At 73.2% G+C, this 17005-nt stretch carries 15 protein-coding genes; 5 read left to right on the top strand and 10 right to left on the bottom strand.

Annotated features, from left to right (window positions below):
• Window positions 1–120: 120 nt before the first annotated feature.
• The 4 genes from ABZ948_RS24665 to ABZ948_RS24650 form a co-directional block, all read right to left on the bottom strand.
• Window positions 121–609 carry an ATP-binding protein gene (locus tag ABZ948_RS24665; RefSeq protein WP_359762932.1) on the bottom strand — a complete coding sequence of 163 codons (489 nt, stop codon included), beginning with the start codon at window positions 607–609 and terminating at the stop codon, window positions 121–123.
• Window positions 610–1052: 443 nt separating this feature from the next.
• Window positions 1053–1988 carry an acyl-CoA dehydrogenase family protein gene (locus ABZ948_RS24660; RefSeq protein ID WP_359762925.1) on the bottom strand — a complete coding sequence of 312 codons (936 nt, stop codon included), beginning with the start codon at window positions 1986–1988 and terminating at the stop codon, window positions 1053–1055.
• Between the two features lie 6 nt (window positions 1989–1994).
• Window positions 1995–3128, bottom strand: coding sequence for an acyl-CoA dehydrogenase family protein (locus ABZ948_RS24655; protein ID WP_359762924.1), 1134 nt, complete (start codon window positions 3126–3128; stop codon window positions 1995–1997).
• Window positions 3128–4324: an amidohydrolase family protein gene (locus ABZ948_RS24650; RefSeq protein WP_359762923.1), complete on the bottom strand. Its 1197-nt coding sequence runs from the start codon at window positions 4322–4324 to the stop codon at window positions 3128–3130. Before ABZ948_RS24650 ends, ABZ948_RS24655 begins: the two co-directional genes overlap by 1 nt.
• An 89-nt stretch (window positions 4325–4413) precedes the next feature.
• Here ABZ948_RS24650 and ABZ948_RS24645 point away from each other — a divergent pair, with 89 nt between their 5' ends.
• Window positions 4414–5916 (top strand): class I adenylate-forming enzyme family protein, encoded by a 1503-nt coding sequence (locus tag ABZ948_RS24645; protein WP_359762921.1) that lies wholly within the window; start codon window positions 4414–4416, stop codon window positions 5914–5916.
• A gap of 19 nt (window positions 5917–5935) precedes the next feature.
• Here the strand turns inward: ABZ948_RS24645 and ABZ948_RS24640 are convergent, their stop codons facing one another.
• Together ABZ948_RS24640 and ABZ948_RS24635 are read right to left on the bottom strand one after the other, a co-directional pair.
• Window positions 5936–6448 (bottom strand): EF-hand domain-containing protein, encoded by a 513-nt coding sequence (locus ABZ948_RS24640; protein ID WP_359762919.1) that lies wholly within the window; start codon window positions 6446–6448, stop codon window positions 5936–5938.
• 168 nt (window positions 6449–6616) lie between these two features.
• Window positions 6617–6997 (bottom strand): STAS domain-containing protein, encoded by a 381-nt coding sequence (locus ABZ948_RS24635; RefSeq protein WP_010035749.1) that lies wholly within the window; start codon window positions 6995–6997, stop codon window positions 6617–6619.
• 377 nt (window positions 6998–7374) lie between these two features.
• On the opposite strand from ABZ948_RS24635, the gene ABZ948_RS24630 reads away from it, so the two are divergent.
• Both ABZ948_RS24630 and ABZ948_RS24625 read left to right on the top strand, forming a co-directional pair.
• On the top strand, window positions 7375–7956 hold the full coding sequence (locus ABZ948_RS24630; RefSeq protein ID WP_359762916.1) for a sigma-70 family RNA polymerase sigma factor: 582 nt from the start codon (window positions 7375–7377) through the stop codon (window positions 7954–7956).
• Entirely contained in the window at window positions 7953–9323 is a 1371-nt protein-coding gene (locus tag ABZ948_RS24625) for a zf-HC2 domain-containing protein (protein WP_359762914.1), read from the top strand. Before ABZ948_RS24630 ends, ABZ948_RS24625 begins: the two co-directional genes overlap by 4 nt.
• Window positions 9324–9418: 95 nt before the next feature.
• On the opposite strand, the gene purU is transcribed toward ABZ948_RS24625, so the two are convergent.
• The gene (gene purU / locus ABZ948_RS24620) at window positions 9419–10300 is read right to left on the bottom strand and encodes a formyltetrahydrofolate deformylase (protein ID WP_359762912.1); all 882 of its coding nucleotides are present in this window, start codon (window positions 10298–10300) and stop codon (window positions 9419–9421) included.
• 46 nt (window positions 10301–10346) lie between these two features.
• Window positions 10347–10847 carry an SCO4402 family protein gene (locus ABZ948_RS24615; protein ID WP_359762910.1) on the bottom strand — a complete coding sequence of 167 codons (501 nt, stop codon included), beginning with the start codon at window positions 10845–10847 and terminating at the stop codon, window positions 10347–10349.
• 117 nt (window positions 10848–10964) lie between these two features.
• Here ABZ948_RS24615 and ABZ948_RS24610 point away from each other — a divergent pair, with 117 nt between their 5' ends.
• Window positions 10965–12275 carry an ABC transporter substrate-binding protein gene (locus ABZ948_RS24610; protein ID WP_359762908.1) on the top strand — a complete coding sequence of 437 codons (1311 nt, stop codon included), beginning with the start codon at window positions 10965–10967 and terminating at the stop codon, window positions 12273–12275.
• Between the two features lie 46 nt (window positions 12276–12321).
• Here ABZ948_RS24610 and ABZ948_RS24605 read toward each other — a convergent pair whose 3' ends face one another.
• Together ABZ948_RS24605 and ABZ948_RS24600 are read right to left on the bottom strand one after the other, a co-directional pair.
• Window positions 12322–14370, bottom strand: a complete 2049-nt coding sequence (locus ABZ948_RS24605) for a hypothetical protein (protein ID WP_359762906.1) — start codon at window positions 14368–14370, stop codon at window positions 12322–12324.
• 201 nt (window positions 14371–14571) lie between these two features.
• On the bottom strand, window positions 14572–15957 hold the full coding sequence (locus ABZ948_RS24600; protein ID WP_359762904.1) for an NsdA family TPR-like regulatory protein: 1386 nt from the start codon (window positions 15955–15957) through the stop codon (window positions 14572–14574).
• A gap of 306 nt (window positions 15958–16263) precedes the next feature.
• Here ABZ948_RS24600 and ABZ948_RS24595 point away from each other — a divergent pair, with 306 nt between their 5' ends.
• Entirely contained in the window at window positions 16264–16926 is a 663-nt protein-coding gene (locus ABZ948_RS24595) for a bifunctional DNA primase/polymerase (RefSeq protein WP_359762930.1), read from the top strand.
• The last annotated feature ends 79 nt before the right edge of the window (window positions 16927–17005 follow it).

Here is a 17005-nt window from a genome sequence, read left to right as displayed (position 1 = left end):
GCACCGGGCGAACACCCGAGTACAACCAGTACGCGGGCGTCCGCCCGGCACGCCGAGAGCACGCACCGAACGCCGCAGGGCCCGCCCTCCGGGCGGACGACGGGACTTTGCGGACACCCCCTAGACAGCCTCGTACGCCGCCAGCCCCTCGAAGGCGGGTCCGCCGGCGTCGCCGTACACCACCGCGCCGCCTCCGCACGACGCCGTGATCTCGCGGGACTTCGCGCACCGGTCGAGTTCGCACCAGATGCGCTTGCCGGTGCTCTCGACGCTCCAGCCCCAGCGGTCGGCGAGGCCGTCGACGAGGGCGAGACCCCGGCCGCCGGTCGCGTCGTCGTCGGCGCACCGGGGCACGGGGGCCCGGCCGCTGCGGTCGGCGACCTCCAGGCGGACCGTGGCCTCCTCCGTCACCGCGGGCGGCAGGGAGAGCCGCAGCACGGCGGGGCGGCCGGTGTGCACCACGGCGTTGGTGACGAGCTCGGAGACGAGCAGCACCAGCGTCTCGGCGAGCGGCTCATCGGCCTGTATGCCCGACCCGGTCAGGCGCGAGCGGGCCCACCGCCGGGCCCGCCCCACCTCTGCGGGGTCGGGCCGGATCTCCAGCTGCACTTGAAGCACCTGCACCGCTCACACCATCCGAACCGGCGGACACTTAGGCTCGCGCCTCACGAGGGCCACGATCGTAGCCATTTTCTGCATGGCCAGAACAACGGCCGGGACAAGGATCACGGAATGTGAATCCCTTGTGGGACAGCATGGTTGACGTACAGTCACCCCAACAAGCGCTTCGGGCATATTCCAGCGCGAAGGAGTACCTGTGCGGCATACTGTGCGACGCCCGTCGCGGGCAGTCGAACAGGCGGCGCCACTGGGTCGCACTGCGCTCAGAGCCACTCGCATCTCACACAAGGTACCGGAGCGGGCAGTCGACTCCGGGCCGTGACGACTCACGCAGAGGACACAAGCCGGTATCAACGCTCCGTGATCCCGGTATGCCACGATCCGCGACATCTTCGCGGGCATATTCCACGACGTCGCAGCCAGTGGGCCCGTCAGGCGTCTCCGGCCATCAGAGCGGCCGCCAGAATTTCCTCACTCTCCGTAACTCCGCCCGTACGGTGGGTTCGAACCCATGCCCGCTTCAGGTGGAGGTGGACCTCGGACTCCCAGGTGAAGCCCATGCCGCCGTGGACCTGGAGGCAGTCGCGCGCGCCGCGCACGGCGGCCTCGTCGGCGAGCAGCCGGGCGGCGGCGATGTCGACCGGGTCGGCGGTGACGGCCGCCGCGTACACCGCGGCGCGGGCCGTCTCCGTGCGCACCAGCATCCCTGCGCACAGGTGTGCCACCGCCTGGAAGGCCCCGACGGGCCGTCCGAACTGCTCGCGCGCCCGGGCGTGTTGCGCGGCCAGTTCGCAGACCCGGGCCGCCGTGCCGAGCTGCTCGGCCGCCGTGAGGAGGGCCGCGAGGGGGTCCCGGCCGGGCTGTCGCGCGGGCAGGCGGTGCAGGGGCGTCAGCGGGTCGAGCGAGCGCAGCGGCACGGCCCCGGAGGCGTCGCCTCGCACGACGTCCGCCTCCGCCAGCCACTCCACCAGCGTGCCGTCGACGGCCGCGACCACCGTCTCCCCGGTCGCCGCGCCCGGCACCGCCCCGGCCGCGAGGTGCGTGGCGAGCAGCGGCCCGGGCAGCAGCGCCCGCCCGGCCTCCTCGAACGCCAACACCGCCTCCGGCAGGCCGAGTCCGACCCCGCCGTCCGCCTCCGGCAGCCGCAGCGCGAAGAACCCGGCGTCTCCGAGGGCCCGCCACAGGGCCCGGTCGAGCCGTGGTGGCCCGCCCGCGGGGCCTTCCCCGCCCCGGTCCGCACCACCGACGCCGGCGCCGTCACCGCCCGCCACGGCCCCCCACAGCGCCTCCCGGCCGAAGCAGCGGCCCAGCATCTCCCGCACCCCGTCCCGCAAGGCCCGCTGGTCCTCCGTGAGTCGGAACCGCACGCCCGCTCACCGTCCCTTCGGCAGGCCGAGGATCCGCTCGGCGACGATGGTGCGCTGGATCTGCGAGGTGCCGGCCGCGATGGTGTACGAGAGGGAGGAGAGGCGGTCGAGCGTCCAGGGGCGGTCCAGGTCGAGGCAGTCGGCGCCCAGTACCTCGGCGGCGGCGTCGTACAGCTCCTGGCGGGCGTGCGAGTAGCGGAGCTTGAAGACCGAGCCGCCGGTGCCGGGCACCCCGCCCGCGGCCTCCGCCGCGCTGACGTTCCACTGCGCCAGCCGCCACAGGGCCCGGAACTCGGCGCCCAGCCTGCCCAGCCGGCGGCGCAGGGCCGGGTCGTCCCAGCGGCCGTTCTTTCGGGCCTCGACGGCCAGTTCGCCCAGGACGCGGCGGCAGGCGACGACCTCCCCGGCGAAGGCCGTGCCGCGTTCGAAGGACAGCGTCACCAGGGTCACGCGCCAGCCGTCGTTCTCGTCCCCGACCCGGTTCGCCACCGGCACGCGCACCTCGTCGAGGAAGACCTCGGCGAACTCGGCCGACCCGGCGAGCGTGCGCAGCGGCCGTACGGTGATGCCGGGCGTGTCCATGGGCATGGCCAGCCAGGTGATGCCGCGGTGCTTCGGGGCGCGCGGGTCGGTGCGGACCAGCAGTTCGCACCAGTCGGCGACTTCCGCGTGGGAGGTCCAGATCTTGGAGCCGGTCACCACGTAGGCGTCGCCGTCGCGCCACGCGCGCGTGCGCAGGGCCGCGAGGTCGGAGCCGGCCTCCGGTTCGCTGAAGCCCTGGCACCACACCTCCTCGCCGCGCAGGATCGGCGGCAGCCAGCGCTCCCGCTGCTCCGGCGTGCCCTCGGCGGCGATGGTGGGCCCCGCGTGCAGCAGCCCCACGAAGTTGGCGCCGACGTAGGGCGCGCCGGCCTTCTCGGTCTCCTCCAGGAAGATCAGCCGGGTCGTCGGGGAGGCGTCCCAGTGGACGTCGGCGTACCCGGCGTCGTGGAGCCTGCGCTGCCAGCCGAGGTCGTACGCCCGCCGCCCTGGCCAGTCGTCGGGGGACGGCTTGGGCGGGAGGCCGGGCAGCACCCGCGCGAGCCAGTCCCGCAGCCGGGCCCGGAACTCCTCCTCCTCGGGCGTGTACGACAGGTCCATCAGCGGTCGAGGTCCAGGTCCAGCATCCGGATGGCGTTGCCCCGCATGAGCTTGTAGACCGTCTCGTCGTCGAGGCCCTTGACGTGGTCGAGGGCGACCTCCTTGGTGTGCGGGAAGGTCGAGTCGACGTGCGGGTAGTCGGTCTCGAAGGTGGCGTTGTCGCGGCCGACCACGTCGATCGAGGCGACCCCGTGCTTGTCGCGGAAGAAGCAGCAGTAGATCTGCCGGTAGTAGTACGTCGACGGCGGCTCGGGGACCGTGTCGCGGACCCCGCCCCAGGCGCGGTGCTCCTCCCAGACGTCGTCGGCGCGTTCCAGGGCGTAGGGGACCCAGCCCATCTGGCCCTCGGAGTAGGCCAGTTTGAGGCGCGGGAACCGCACGAGCACCCCGCTGAACAGGAAGTCCATCATCGAGGCCATCGCGTTGTTGAAGCTGAGCGAGGCCTGGACGGCGGGCGGGGCGTCGGGGGATGCGGCCGGCATCTGGGACGAGGACCCGATGTGCATGTTGACGACCGTCCCGGTCTCCTGGCAGACCGCGAAGAACGGGTCCCAGTAGCGGGAGTGGATGGACGGCAGTCCGAGGTGGGTGGGGATCTCGGAGAAGGTGACGGCCTTCACCCCGCGCGCGGCGTTGCGGCGGATCTCGGCGACCGCGAGCTCGACGTCCCACAGCGGGATCAGGCAGAGCGGGATGAGCCGCCCGCCGCTGTCGCCGCACCACTCCTCGACCATCCAGTCGTTGTAGGCGCGCACGCAGGCCAGGGCGACCTCCTTGTCGTGCGCCTCGGCGAAGGTCTGGCCGCAGAAGCGGGGGAAGGAGGGGAAGCAGAGGCTGGCCTCGACGTGGTTGAGGTCCATGTCCTCCAGCCGCGCCTTGGGGTCCCAGCAGCCGCGCCGCATCTCCTCCCGCGTGATGCCCTCCAGGGTCATCTCGTCCCGGTCGAAGCCGACGGCGGCGATGTTGCGCTTGTACGGGAACTTCAGGTCCTCGTAGATCCACCAGTCGGTGGGCGGGCCGTCCGGGTCCATCGTGATGCGGTACTTGCCGCCGATGTAGGCGAGGTCGCCGATCCCGGCGGTCAGCGGCTTGGGCCCGCGGTCGCGGTACTTGGCCGGCAGCCAGGTGTCGAAGAGGTGGGCGGGCTCGATCACGTGGTCGTCGACGCTGATGATGCGGGGCAGTTCGGTCGCCATGGGTCCCCTCCGCCGGACGGTACTTATCTGATGCAGCGTCAGTTAGCATCCCATCTGACGACCCGTCAGCCAAGCAGCAGGGGGCATCCGTGAACGAGACCCCGCACGCACTGAGTTCGTCCCGCACCCTGTGGGAGCTGGCCGGCCGCCGCGCCGCCCTCACCCCCGACCGCCCGCTCTTCCGCCAGGACGACCGCACCCTCACCTTCGGCGGGCTGGCCGCGCGTGCCGAGCGGGTGGCGGCCGGGCTGTACGGCATGGGCGTACGCCCCGGCACGGTGGTCGCCTGGCAGCTGCCCACCCGCATCGAGACGGCCGTGCTGTCCTTCGCCCTGGCCCGCCTCGGGGCCGTGCAGACCCCGGTGATCCCCTTCTACCGGGACCGCGAGGTCGGCTTCGCGCTGCGGGAGTCCAAGGCCGAGTTCTTCGCGGTGCCGGGCGTCTGGCGCGGCTTCGACCACGCGGAGATGGCCCGGCGGCTGGGCGCCAAGGGCGTCTTCGAGGCCTACGACGGGCTGCCCGACGGCGATCCGTCCGTGCTGCCTCCCCCTCCCGCCGACGGCACCGCCGTCCGCTGGATCTACTGGACGTCCGGCACGACCTCCGACCCCAAGGGCGTGCTGCACACGGACCGTTCGCTCCTCGCCGGGGGCTCCTGCCTCGCCCACGCGCTGCGGCCCTCGGCGGACGACGTGGGGTCGATCGCCTTCCCGTACGCCCACATCGGCGGGCCCGACTACACGGTGATGCTGCTGCTGTACGGCTTCCCGGCGGTGCTGTTCGAGCAGTTCGCGCTGCCGGAGGCGCTGGCGGCGTACCGGGCGCACGGGGTGACGCTGGCGGGCGGGTCGACGGCGTTCTACTCGATGTTCCTGGCGGAGCAGCGCAAGCAGCCGGGAGAGCCGGTGGTGCCGTCGCTGCGGCTGCTGGCGGGCGGCGGGGCGCCGAAGCCGCCGGAGCTGTACCACGCGGTGGTCCGCGAGATGGGCGTGCAGCTCACCCACGGCTACGGCATGACCGAGGTGCCGATGATCACCATGGGCGACCCGGACGACACCCCCGAGCTGCTGGCGGCGACCGAGGGGCGGCCCCCGGAGGGCATGGAGATACGGATCGTGGACGGGGAGGTGCGGCTGCGCGGGGAGGCCGTGTGCCGGGGGTACCTGGACCCGGGGCAGACGGCGCAGGCCTTCGACGAGGAGGGCTTCCTGCGCACCGGCGACCTGGGGCGTCTCACGGAGACCGGGCATCTGGTGCTCACCGGCCGGCTGAAGGACGTCATCATCCGCAAGGGCGAGAACATCTCGGCCCAGGAGATCGAGGACCTGCTGCACCGGCATCCGGCGGTCGGGGACGTGGCCGTGATCGGGCTGCCGGACGCGGCGCGCGGGGAGCTGGTGTGCGCGGTGGTGGAACAGCCGCCGGGAGCCGGGGCCTTGACCCTCGGCGCCGTGACCGCGTTCCTGCGCGCCGAGGGGCTGTCCGTGCACAAGCTGCCGGAGCGGCTGGAGGTGGTGGACGCCCTTCCGCGGGGCGAGACCCTGCGGAAGGTGCTGAAGTACAAGCTGCGCGAGCGCTACGCGGGCACGTGACGCCCGGCGCCCGGTGCGGCTACTCGGGCACGGTGAAGTAGCGGGCGAAGGCGGGCACGACCTCGGCCTCGCCGACCTTGCCGTCCCCGTCCGCGTCGAGCGCGGCGGCGGCCGCGCCGGCGACGTCCTCGGGGACGCCGAGGCACTTCAGCACGCGGGCGGCCTCCTCGACCGTCGCCGCGCTGTCACCGTCGGTGTCGGCGACGTCCAGGGCCGCGTGCAGGAAGGGGCGGGCGATCTCGGCGAACCGGTCGGGGTTGTCGCGCAGGCGCTTGACCGCGCCGTTGACGAACTCCTCGCGCGTGATGCGCTGGTCGCCGTCGCGGTCCGCTATCCCCGCCATGCCCTGCCAGAACGCCTCGGCGCCGCCGTACAGCGCCTGTCCCTTGTCGGAGCGGGCCGCCACGGCGAACTCCGCGAGCAGCGCCTTGGCCGCCCCGTAGAAGTCCTCGCGGTCGATGTAGCCGTTGCCGTCCTGGTCGAAGGTGGCGAACCGGGCGGCGATCCTGCGCTCGTACTCGCTGCTGACCATGTCTCTTTCGGGCCGCCTTACGTCAGGTGGGGTGCGTCTCGGTCGGAGCGTACGACGGAGGGGGCCGTTCGGGCGCGCGAAAACGTCACTTGTGCCAAGACCGGGGGAATTCCGGGACAACAGCGTGTCGGAACGGCAACACTCGGCCTACCGTGCGTGTGGGTTACGTCACGCGGACAGGGGTTCGCCCTCGTCGCCCAGGGCCGCGTCCAGATCGCCGTACACGTCGAACAGCCTGCGGACGCCCAGTGCGCCGAGGACCCGGTTGACGTGGGACCCGTCGGCCGCGCCCCGGGCGGGCAGCACCAGCCGCAGCCGGCCCTGGCAGGAGCGGATCAGCCTGCGGGCGGCGATGAGCACACCGACACCGCTGGAGTCGCAGAAGAACACCTCGGACAGGTCCAGGACCAGACAGTGGTGCCCCTCGGCCACCACGTCGTGCACACGCTGACGCAGCACCGGTGACGTCACCAGGTCCAGCTCGCCCGACACCTGGAGCACGGCCCATTCGCCCTGCTCGCCGCCGGTCACTTTGAAGGTCACCACCACGCCCCTCGCTCGCCAAAACGGAAGCAATGCCTACGCTTCCTTGCAGCGCGGCTGCCCAGCGGCCGTTTCCCTGAAACACAACCCGAAAAACGGATCCCCCGCGGAAGAGGCTTGTTTTAGTCGACTTCGATCCTGTTCGATCCTCTTCAGTCAGGTCTGATCGGGGCACGGGTGGGTAGGCGCCGTCTCCGGGGAACCCGGCGCGGGTGCCCGCGACCCCCTACCACCTGCGGCCCGTCGGGGGGCGCACATTGCCACAAAGGGGCGTGCGCCACCGGACGTGCCGACTACATTCGGAGAGACGGCGAGCACAGGCTGGACAGGTCACGGGCGCGGAACACGAGCAGCGGGACACGAGCAGGGGGTGAGGGGGCCGCATGGCGAAGAAGGACGTACCGCCGCGCTGGGACCGCAAGATGCAGCAGCGGCTCGCCCGCGGGGAGGCGGCCGCCCTCGGTGAGCTCTACGACCGGTTCGCCTCCCTCGTGCACGGCCTCGCCCACCGCGTCCTCGGCGACGAGCGCGCCGCCGACGGCATCACCCGCGAGGTCTTCGTCCACGTCTGGGAACACCCCGACTCCTACGACCCCAAGCAGGGCCCGCTGCGCACCTGGGTCGCCACGCTGACCCACCGGCTGGCGGTGCAGCGGCTGCGCGCCACCGAGACCGCCGCCCTCGCCCGCGCGGGCTCCGGCACCGCCGAGGAACTGGAACACAAGGTGCGCCACGCCGCGGTCGCCGCCCGCGCCGACTACATCGTCCAGTCCATGCCCGTGCCGCTGCGCTCGGCCCTGGAGCGGGCCTACTTCCAGCGCCGCGACTACCGCCAGACCGCCGCCGACCTCGGCATCACCGAGGACGAGGCCCGCCGCCGCCTGCGCCTCGGCCTGCAGCTGCTGTCCACCGCCCACGACACCGAGGCACCGGGCGCACCGCCCGGATACGGGGGTGCGGTGTGAACGGGCCGGACCGGTTCGATGCCCACGACGGCCGTGGGGAAGACGGCGACCGCGAGGAGACCGACAACGCCCGGGGCGCGAGCGGCGTCCAGGACGACGGCGGTTCCGGCGCGCCGGACGGACCCGGGCGGGGCGACGGCCGGAGGCCGGACCGGCCGCCGCGGATACCGATGCCCCGGGCCTCCGTCGAGGACAGCGGGCTGCCGCTGCCCGCGCCGGCGGAGCTCGGCGACGCGGCCCCGCCGCCCGTACCGCCCGTGTTCGAGCACGGCGTGCTGAAGGCCCTGCTCGGCGCCTGGGCGCTGGCCGCCTGCTCCGCCGAGGAGGCCACGGCCGTCGAGGAGCACCTCGGTACGTGCGGCGCGTGTGCCGACGAGGCGCGGCGGCTGCGCGAGGCGGTCGGGCTGCTGCAACGCCCCGAGAGCCTCGACCTGGACCCGGGCCTGCGCACCCGCGTCCTGGAGACCTGCCTGGAGCGCCGCCCGCCGCGCATCCCGGTGCCGGACTGGGCGGCCGCGTACGACGCCGAGACCGCGCGCCTGGACGCCCTGCTGCAGGACTTCGGCGACGCCGAGTGGCACGCGCCGGTACGGCTGCGCTGGTTCCGGGGCGAGGAGCCGACGAGCCGCCGCACCACCGTCGCCGGGGTGATCGCCCACCTGCTCAGCGTCGACGGGCTGGTGGCCGTCGCGCTGGGCCTGGACGACCCGCTGGGCGACGTCACGTCCCGGCGCCCGACGCCGGCGTCCCGGACCGAGGCGTACTGGCGCGCCTCCCACTTCCCGCCGACCCGCGCGGTGCGGGCGCCCTGGCGGGAACAGAGCCACGGCCTGGTCCGCACGGTGTCCTTCACGGGCGGCGGCGTCGGCCGCATGCCGGTGTCGTACGGCGACTTCGAACTGCCCCTGCACGACGCGATGCTCGACCGCGCCTTCGAGTGCTGGGTGCACGCCGAGGACATCGCGGACGCGGTCGACTACCCCTACGACCCGCCCTCGCCGCGCCATCTGCACCGCATGATCGACCTGGCGGCCCGCATGCTGCCGACGGCCCTGGCCCACCGCCGGCGGACCGGCCTCGCGGCCCCCGCCCACCACCGCCACCTCGTGGCGGCCGGCGAACCCGGCCGCAGCCTGCGCCTGGAGATCGAGGGCTCGGGCGGCGGCGAGTGGCTGATCCCCCTCGACTCCCCCGCGGCCAAGGGCTCCGCCGACCACGAGGTGGCCCACGTCGCCCTGGACGGCGTCGAGTTCTGCCGCCTGGCAGCGGGCCACGTACCCCCGCAGGAGGCGGCAGCCGGCCAGGTGGGAGACAGGGAGGCGATCAGGGACGTCCTCTACGCCGCCGCTTCACTGAGCCGGATGTAGAACCCGACCTCAGGGGCATGCCCTCAGGGGCGCGGGGAAGTGCGCGACCAACCCCCACGCACCCGCACCCGCCCCCAACGGGACGACCCGAGCTTCTAGGCGAACACCACAGTCCGCCGCCCATTGAGCAGAATCCGACGCTCGGCATGCCACTTCACGGCCCGCGCCAGCGCCTGGCACTCCACATCCCGCCCGATCGCGACCAGCCCCTCCGGCGTCACGTCATGCCCCACCCGCTCGACCTCCTGCTCGATGATCGGCCCCTCATCAAGATCAGCCGTCACATAGTGAGCGGTGGCCCCGATCAGCTTCACACCCCGGGCGTGAGCCTGGTGATACGGCTTCGCCCCCTTGAAGCTCGGCAGGAACGAGTGGTGGATGTTGATGATCCGCCCGGCCAGCGCCTTGCAGAGATCGTCCGACAGCACCTGCATGTACCGGGCGAGGACGACCAGTTCCACGCCCTCCTCGCGCACGATGTCGAGCAGCCGCGCCTCCGCCTCGGCCTTCGTGTCCTTCGTCACCGGAATGTGGTGGAAGGGGATGTTGTAGGAGCCCACCAGCTCGGCGAAATCCGTGTGGTTGGACACCACGCCCGCGATCTCCACCGGCAGCGCACCGGTCCGCGCCCGGAACAGCAGGTCGTTCAGGCAGTGCCCGAACTTGCTGACCATCAGCAGGATGCGCATCTTCTCGTCGCCCCGGTTGATCTGCCACTCCATCTGGAAGGAGTCACCGATCGCCGCGAAGCTGGCCCGCAGCTTCTCCACGGTCACCGGCGCGTCCGCCGAGAAGTGGACGCGCATGAAGAACAGTCCCGTGTCGTGGTCGCCGAACTGCTGGCTGTCCTCGATGTTGCAGCCGGTCATGAACAGGTAGCTCGACACGGCGTGCACGATGCCCTTCCTGTCCGGGCAGGAAAGGGTGAGGACGTACTGGTCGGCCGGGACCGCGGCGCTGGTGGACTGCTCGTTCATGCAGGACAGGTTCCCACAAGGGACGACACCACCGGCAATCGTCCCGCTAGGCGGACCTCGTCATGATCCGCAGCACCTCGAGGCTGCGCGGCGGCGTGTCCGGCTCCTCGCCGTCGCTCGCGGCGAGCCGGACGTGCGCGTCCCGGGCCGCCCGGACCGCCTCCGGCCAGGCCTGGTGCTCCAGGTACGCGGCGACCGGCGCGTCCGGCCCGACCTGGTGCATGATCCGCAGCACCCGCAGCACGGCCGTGTCGACGAGGGCCGCCTCCTGGGAGTCGCGGAAGATCGTGCCGACGTACTTCTCGGCGGACCAGTGGTCCAGCCAGGTGTCCTCGACCAGCCGGTACACCGCGTCGGTCACGTCGCCGTAGCCGTCCACGCCGGCCAGCCAGACGTCCCGCTGGAAGACGGGATCGGAGAGCATGTGCAGCGCCGAGCGCACGTTGCTGCGCCAGCGCCACCACGGCATGTCATTGACAGGCATGCCGCCCATGGTGGAGGAGCGACGGCCACGACGGGAAGAGTTCTCCGAAGCTTGCACGGTCATCGATCGTACGTTCCCCTCCACATGATCCTCACGGACCCCCGCAATTCACCTGTGCGTCACCAATTGTTGACCGGAGATCACTCGCCGGTTAGCCGTGTGACGGAATCGTGCGGAACCATGACCGGCAGGCGACGCATCACCCGCACATACCTCCCCGGCCTCCTCACCCGTCACGCCAAAAAAGGCGTCCTCAGCGCGGGCACGGCGGTCGCGTGCGCGTCCCTCCTCGCCGGCTGCGGGGTCGTCCCCGGTACCACGGGGGGTGCCGGGGACGACCCGATCACCGTCATGACCTGGGCGCCCGAGGACACCAAGGCCACCAACAAGCCCGGCATGCCCGCCTTCGCCCGCGCCTACGCCCGCTGGATCAACGCCAAGGGCGGGATCAACGGCCGCGAGCTCAACGTGCTGACCTGCAACGACCACAACGACAGCGTGGCCGCCGCCAAGTGCGCCCGGCGGGCCGCCAAGGAAAACGTCGTCGCGGTCGTAGGATCCTACAGCCAGTACGCCGACTCCTTCTTCCCCTCCCTGGAGGGCGCGGGCATCCCGTACATAGGCGGCTACGGCATCACCAACGCCGAGTTCACCAGCCCCCTGTCCTACCCGGTCAACGGCGGCCAGCCCGCGCTGCTCGCCGGTCTCGGCAGCGCGCTCGCCGACTGCGGGCCCGTGACGCTGGTGCGCCCCGACACGATCGCCGGGGACCAGCTGCCCCCGCTGCTCGACTCCGGTCTGAAGGCGGGCGGGCACAGGGCCGCGAACGACCAGCGGGCGGCGGAGGACGCCACCGCGTACGACAGCCAGGCGGCGCGGGCGCTGCGGGCGACGGCCGGCGACCCGACGGACAAGGGCTGCGTGGTGCCCGCGCTCGGGGACCGCACCGGCACCTTCATGGACTCCTTTCGGCGCGCCCGCGAGGACTACTCCGACGTACGGACGGCCACCGTGCTCGGCAGCGTCGACCAGACGGTGATCGACGCGACCGGCGGGGCGTCGGGGCCGTACGAGGGCTCGTACATCACCGGCTGGTACCCGGTGGCGAGCGACCCGCGCTGGGACGGGATGAAGCAGGTGATCCGCGAGCAGGCCTTCGGCGACAACCGCATCGACCCCGCGGACGCCGGAGTGCAGACGACGTGGATCGCCTACACCGTCTTCACGAAGATCGTCGAGTCGCTCGGCGACGGCGAGGTGACCGCCGACTCGGTGACGGAGGCCCTCGACAACGGCCTGAAGGTCGGCACGGGCGGGCTCACGCCGACGCTGCACTGGAAGTTCCAGGACAAGCTCGCCGCCGTCGGCTTCCCGCGCCTGGTCAACGCCAACGTGACCCTTCAGGTGGTGCGGGAGGGGCAGCTGGTCTCGGCGCGGAAGGGCTTCGTCGACACCACGAGGACCCTTGAGGACGCCGACGTGAACTACTGAGCCTGCCCGCTCAGCAGTCCACGCCAGGACCCGGTGGCGCGGTCCGTCACAGCTGCGTCGGCTGGCGCTCGGTCAGGCCGTACGTCTTCGCGATCCCGTTCCACAGCCGGGCCGCCTTCGCCTTCTCCGTGCTCGCGACGCCGCTCGCCCGGTTGCCCGCCTGGGTCTGCGCGGTGACGCGGGCCTGGCCCTTCTTGCAGCCCTTCTTGCCGGCGGTCTGGTCGGCCCAGGCCGCGTAGTGGTTGTCGGCCGAGGCCGAGGCCTGCCACGCCTTGGTGAGGGCGGTGGTCAGCGCCGCGTGGTCGGGCAGCCGGTCGACCTGGATCCCGCCGAGCCGGGTGACCAGCTGGGTGCGCTGCCCGGCCGCGTCGCGCAGGTCCTTGGCCGCCTGGGCGAGGTTGTCGCAGCCCTTGACGTCGGCCACCGCGTTGATCACCGTGCTGCGGCTGTTGCCGCTGTCGGCGAGGAGCTTGTCCAGCTCGACCGCCTGGGCGCGGGCCGGGTCGGCGGACGGCGAGGCGGAACCGTCCGTGGCGGGCGCCGAGGCGGCCACGGTCTTGTTGTCGCCGCTGTCGTCGCCGTCGCCCCCGCCGCCGGCGAGCAGCGCGCCGGCGCCGACGCCGAGGACGGCGATGCCGATGCCGACGGCCGCGATGACCGGCAGGCGCGAGCCGGTGCGGCCACCGCGGGAGCGGCCTCCGGCGGGCGGGGTGGGGGAGGGCTGGGGAGCACCGTACGAGGGCTGCGGCTGCTCGATGCGGGGCAGTTGCTGCGTGGCCCCGGCCGGGCTCTCACCGCCCTGCCGGGTGCGGAAGAGGTTGTCGAACTCGGCGGGCGGCTGCTTGTCCCCGCCGGGCACCGGCGCGATGTACTGCGTCGCCTCGGCGTCCGGGTCGGCGGCCGGCGGCAACGGCCCGGCCCCCGCGGCGGCCCGGGGTCCGGTCCCCAGGAACCGCGTCACCTCGGGGTCCTCCCCGGCGGGCGTCTCGGGCGGCAGCGCGCCCGGGCCGACCGGGGGTATGTACTGCGTCGCCCCCTCGTCGGCGGCCGGGGCGACGGGCGGCAGGTACTGCGTGGCCGCGGCGGACCCGTCCGCCGGGACGGGCGGCAGGTACTGGGTGGCGCCCTCGGCGGTGGCCGCGGGCCCCTGGGCGTGGGCGTCGGAGGCCGGCGGCAGCGGGGCGCCTCCGGCGGCGTTGCCGCCCTGCTCGACCGCGGGCGGCAGCGGGTTACCGGCACCGGCCTGCCCGTAGGCGGCGGGCGGGTACGCCTGGCCGCCCGACGGCAGGTCGCCCCCGGTGTGAGGCCCGTAACCGGCAGCGGCCGGAGAGCCGTACGCGCCGGCCTGCGGCAGCGGACCGCCGCCCGGAGCGGAACCGTGCCCACCAGGCCCCGCCTGCGGCAACGAGCCCCCTCCGGCCGGAGAGCCGTACGCGCCGGCCTGCGGCAGCGGACCGCCGCCCGGAGCGGAACCGTGCCCACCAGGCCCCGCCTGCGGCAGCGAGCCGTCTCCCGACGGTGTGCCGTACGCACCGGCCTGCGGTGCGGGCTGGGAACCGTACGGAGACCCGTACGCGTCGGGCTGCGGCAGGCGGCCACCCGTGGCGGCGGTGCCGTAGGGGTCGGAGGCCGGCGGGAGGCCGGCTCCGTGTGCGGCGGGTCCCTCCGGGGGCAGCGGGGCGGCCCCGCCCGGGGTGCCGTAGGGGCCGTTGTCGGGCGACGGCTGCGCCCCGGCGTACGGGTTCGGGGGCTGCGTGCCCTCCGGGGGGAGCGCTCCCGAGCCCTGTGCGCCGGGGGTGTGCCCGGCGTCCCAGGCAGGGGGTTCCGGGGCGGTCCACTGCTGGGACTGCGGGGACTGCCAGGTCTGGCCCGGCGGTGGCGGCGGGGTCTGCCGGTCGGGGCCCCACGGCTGGCCCCAGGTCTGGCCCTCCGCCGGGGCGGCGGCCGGGGCCGGGCCGGGACGGCGGCCGGCCGGAGCGTCACCGGGTCCGCCCGTCATGCCCGGCAGCAGCGGTTCGCCGCCGTCCGAGGGCAGCACGATGCCTTCGCGCGCGGGGCGCGCCGAGGGCTCCTCGCCCCGTCCACTCTGCGTCACCGGGACTCCTACTAATGGGGGACCTTGTGAATCGTCGGGTCACGCTACCGGGTCCCCTGAGCCCGGTGCCACGCAGCACAGGGCGCGACCTCCTGCCCTGTGAGCGCGGCCACAAAACCGGGTCACGGCGCGCCGCTCCTCTCACCTCCCACGCGCCGAGCAGCCGTTTTCCGCACGTTCACGTATCCGCAGGCCCTGTGTTCACGCCGCCGCCTGGAGGTCCAGCCGCGCCCCGAACTCCCTTACCACGGCCTCGTCCCGGTACGGCTCCAGCCGTTGCTGGAAGTCCTCGAGGTACTCGGCGCCCCGGTTGGACCGCAGCCCTTCCAGCAGCTCCACGGCCTTCATGCCCGTGTGGCACGCCTCCTCGATCTCGCGCTGCTGCACCTGTGCCGTGGCGAGGAGCACATAGCCGATGGCCCGGCGGCGCGCCCGCGTCTCGGGATGCCCGGCCAGCGACTCCTGCGCGCACCGCGCCGCCGCCTCGGCCTGCCCGAGGTCCCGGTGGCAGTGGGCCAACTCATCGGCGAGGTAGGCCTCGTCGAAGTGCGCGATCCACACCGGGTCGTCCCCGGCGGCCGGATCGGCCGCCTCCAGGGCGCACACCGCGCGCCCGGCCGCCGACTGGGCGGCGCGCGCGTCGCCCATCAGGGCGTGCCCGCGCGCCTCCGCCGCGTGGAACATCGACTCCGCACGCGGCGTCACGCGCCCCCGCGCCCCCTCCTGCGCCGCACGCGCCAACTGCGCGATCTCCCGCGGGTTCCCGAGCTGCGCGGCGAGGTGGCTCATGGAGGCGGCCAGGACGTAACCGCCGTACCCCCGGTCCCCGGCCGCCTGGGCCAGCCGGAGCGCCTGGATGTAGTAGCGCTGGGCCAGGCCCGGTTGCCCGGTGTCCACGGCCATGTACCCGGCGAGTTCCGTCAGCCGGGCCACCGCGGCGAACAGGTCCCGCCCCACGGCCTCGCGGTACGACCCCGCCAGCAGCCCGGAGACGACGCTGTTGAGGTAGTGCACGACGACCGGGCGCACGTGCCCGCTGCCGTACTGGTGGTCGAGGTCCACCAGCGCCTGGGTCATGGCCCGTACGGCCTGCACGTCGGACTGCCCCACCCGCGGCCCGGCCGAGCGCGAGACCTGCGCGTCGGGCGCGGAGATCAGCCAGTCCCGGCTGGGCTCGACCAGCGCCGACGCGGCGACGGAGGAGCCGGACAGGAAGTCCCGCCGCCCCACGTCGCTGCGCCACAGCTCGCAGACCTGCTCGATGGCCCCCAGTACCGTCGGCGAGAACTGGAGGCCCACGCCCGAGGCGAGGTTCTTGCCGTTGGCCATGCCGATCTCGTCGATCGTGACCGTACGGCCGAGTTTGCGGCCCAGCGCCTCGGCGATGATCGCCGGGGCCCGGCCCCGCGGCTGCTGCCCGCGCAGCCAGCGCGCCACGGACGTCTTGTCGTAGCGCAGGTCGAGGCCGTGCTCGGCACCGCACATGTTGACCCGGCGGGCGAGGCCGGCGTTGGAGCATCCGGCTTCCTGGATGAGCGCCTGCAGCCGTTCGTTCGGCTGCCGAGCGACGAGCGGCCTTGCGGCCATGGCGTACCCCCTGTGGCTGCGGTGCCTGCCCACGCACCGAGTTGACGTGTCTTCCGCGGCCGAACCCCTCACGTCCCAGCGAAAAGATCCGGCCGTGAAGATCAATGCCCCGCCGACCAGGCGAAAATGCGAGGCATGTGAGGATTGCCGGGGTAACGGCTGGTGCCGGCCCCACTCGTGGCTACCCACCTCCGGCCACGGATCCTCCTGCGCGCCCCCGCACATGCACCCATGCGCCCCGGCCACGGAAGGGATGCTCCTCCCCGCGCACGCGGGCGGGCGTAACCCCTGGTGACGACCAGAGTTGTGTTCATCGTGGAAGAGACGATCGCCGGCACCGAAGCCGCTCAGATCCCGAAGCAGCGCGGGGAATCGCTGCTGGAGACCGCCGTCCGCTACGCCGAGGAGCGCCACTGGGACGTGTTCCCGGGCACCTGGCTGGAAGCCGTCGACGGAAGTCAGCGCTGCTCCTGCGGTGACGCCGCGTGTCCGGCACCGGGCTCGCACCCGGCGCGCCCGGACTGGGCGACGCAGGCGACGGGCAGCGCGACGGTCGCGCGCCGCATGTGGCAGAAGCAGCCGACCGCGTCGATCCTGCTGCCCACGGGACGGACGTTCGACGCGATCTCCGTGCCGGAGACCGCCGGGTTCCTGGCGCTGGCGCGGATGGAGCGGATGGAGCTGACGCTGGGGCCGGTGACGCTCACGCCGGACCGGCGGATGGAGTTCTTCGTGCTGCCGGGGGCCTCGGTGAAGGTGCCGGATCTGGTGCGCAAGCTGGGATGGTCGCTGTCCTCGCTGGATCTGACCGTGCTGGGTGAGGGGGCGTACGTGGCGGCGCCGCCCACGCGGTTCGGGTCCCGGGGGGCCGTGCAGTGGGCCTGCCGGCCGACCCCTGCGAATCGGTGGCTGCCGGATGCGGAGGAGTTGATCTCGCCGTTGGCCTATGCGTGCGGGCGGGATCGATAGCGCCTGATCGTCTGCCTGGTTGCCGTTTCGTGGCGGCCGCGGGTGGTCGTCGGTTGCTCGCGCAGTTCCCCGCGCCCCT

The organism is Streptomyces olindensis, from assembly GCF_040645895.1.
Lineage (GTDB): Bacteria > Actinomycetota > Actinomycetes > Streptomycetales > Streptomycetaceae > Streptomyces > Streptomyces olindensis.
The sequence above is the reverse complement of the archived record's forward strand: the minus strand, read 5'-3'. Positions and strand labels throughout refer to the sequence as shown.

Bases quoted from the DNA above. Each gene is read 5' to 3' on its own strand.
- ABZ948_RS24655 (WP_359762924.1), bottom strand. From the start codon at position 3,128: ATGGACCTGTCGTACACGCCCGAGGAGGAGGAGTTCCGGGCCCGGCTG.
- ABZ948_RS24650 (WP_359762923.1), bottom strand. From the start codon at position 4,324: ATGGCGACCGAACTGCCCCGCATCATCAGCGTCGACGACCACGTGATC.
- ABZ948_RS24640 (WP_359762919.1), bottom strand. From the start codon at position 6,448: ATGGTCAGCAGCGAGTACGAGCGCAGGATCGCCGCCCGGTTCGCCACC.
- ABZ948_RS24630 (WP_359762916.1), top strand. From the start codon at position 7,375: ATGGCGAAGAAGGACGTACCGCCGCGCTGGGACCGCAAGATGCAGCAG.
- purU (WP_359762912.1), bottom strand. From the start codon at position 10,300: ATGAACGAGCAGTCCACCAGCGCCGCGGTCCCGGCCGACCAGTACGTC.
- ABZ948_RS24615 (WP_359762910.1), bottom strand. From the start codon at position 10,847: ATGACCGTGCAAGCTTCGGAGAACTCTTCCCGTCGTGGCCGTCGCTCC.
- ABZ948_RS24610 (WP_359762908.1), top strand. From the start codon at position 10,965: ATGACCGGCAGGCGACGCATCACCCGCACATACCTCCCCGGCCTCCTC.
- ABZ948_RS24600 (WP_359762904.1), bottom strand. From the start codon at position 15,957: ATGGCCGCAAGGCCGCTCGTCGCTCGGCAGCCGAACGAACGGCTGCAG.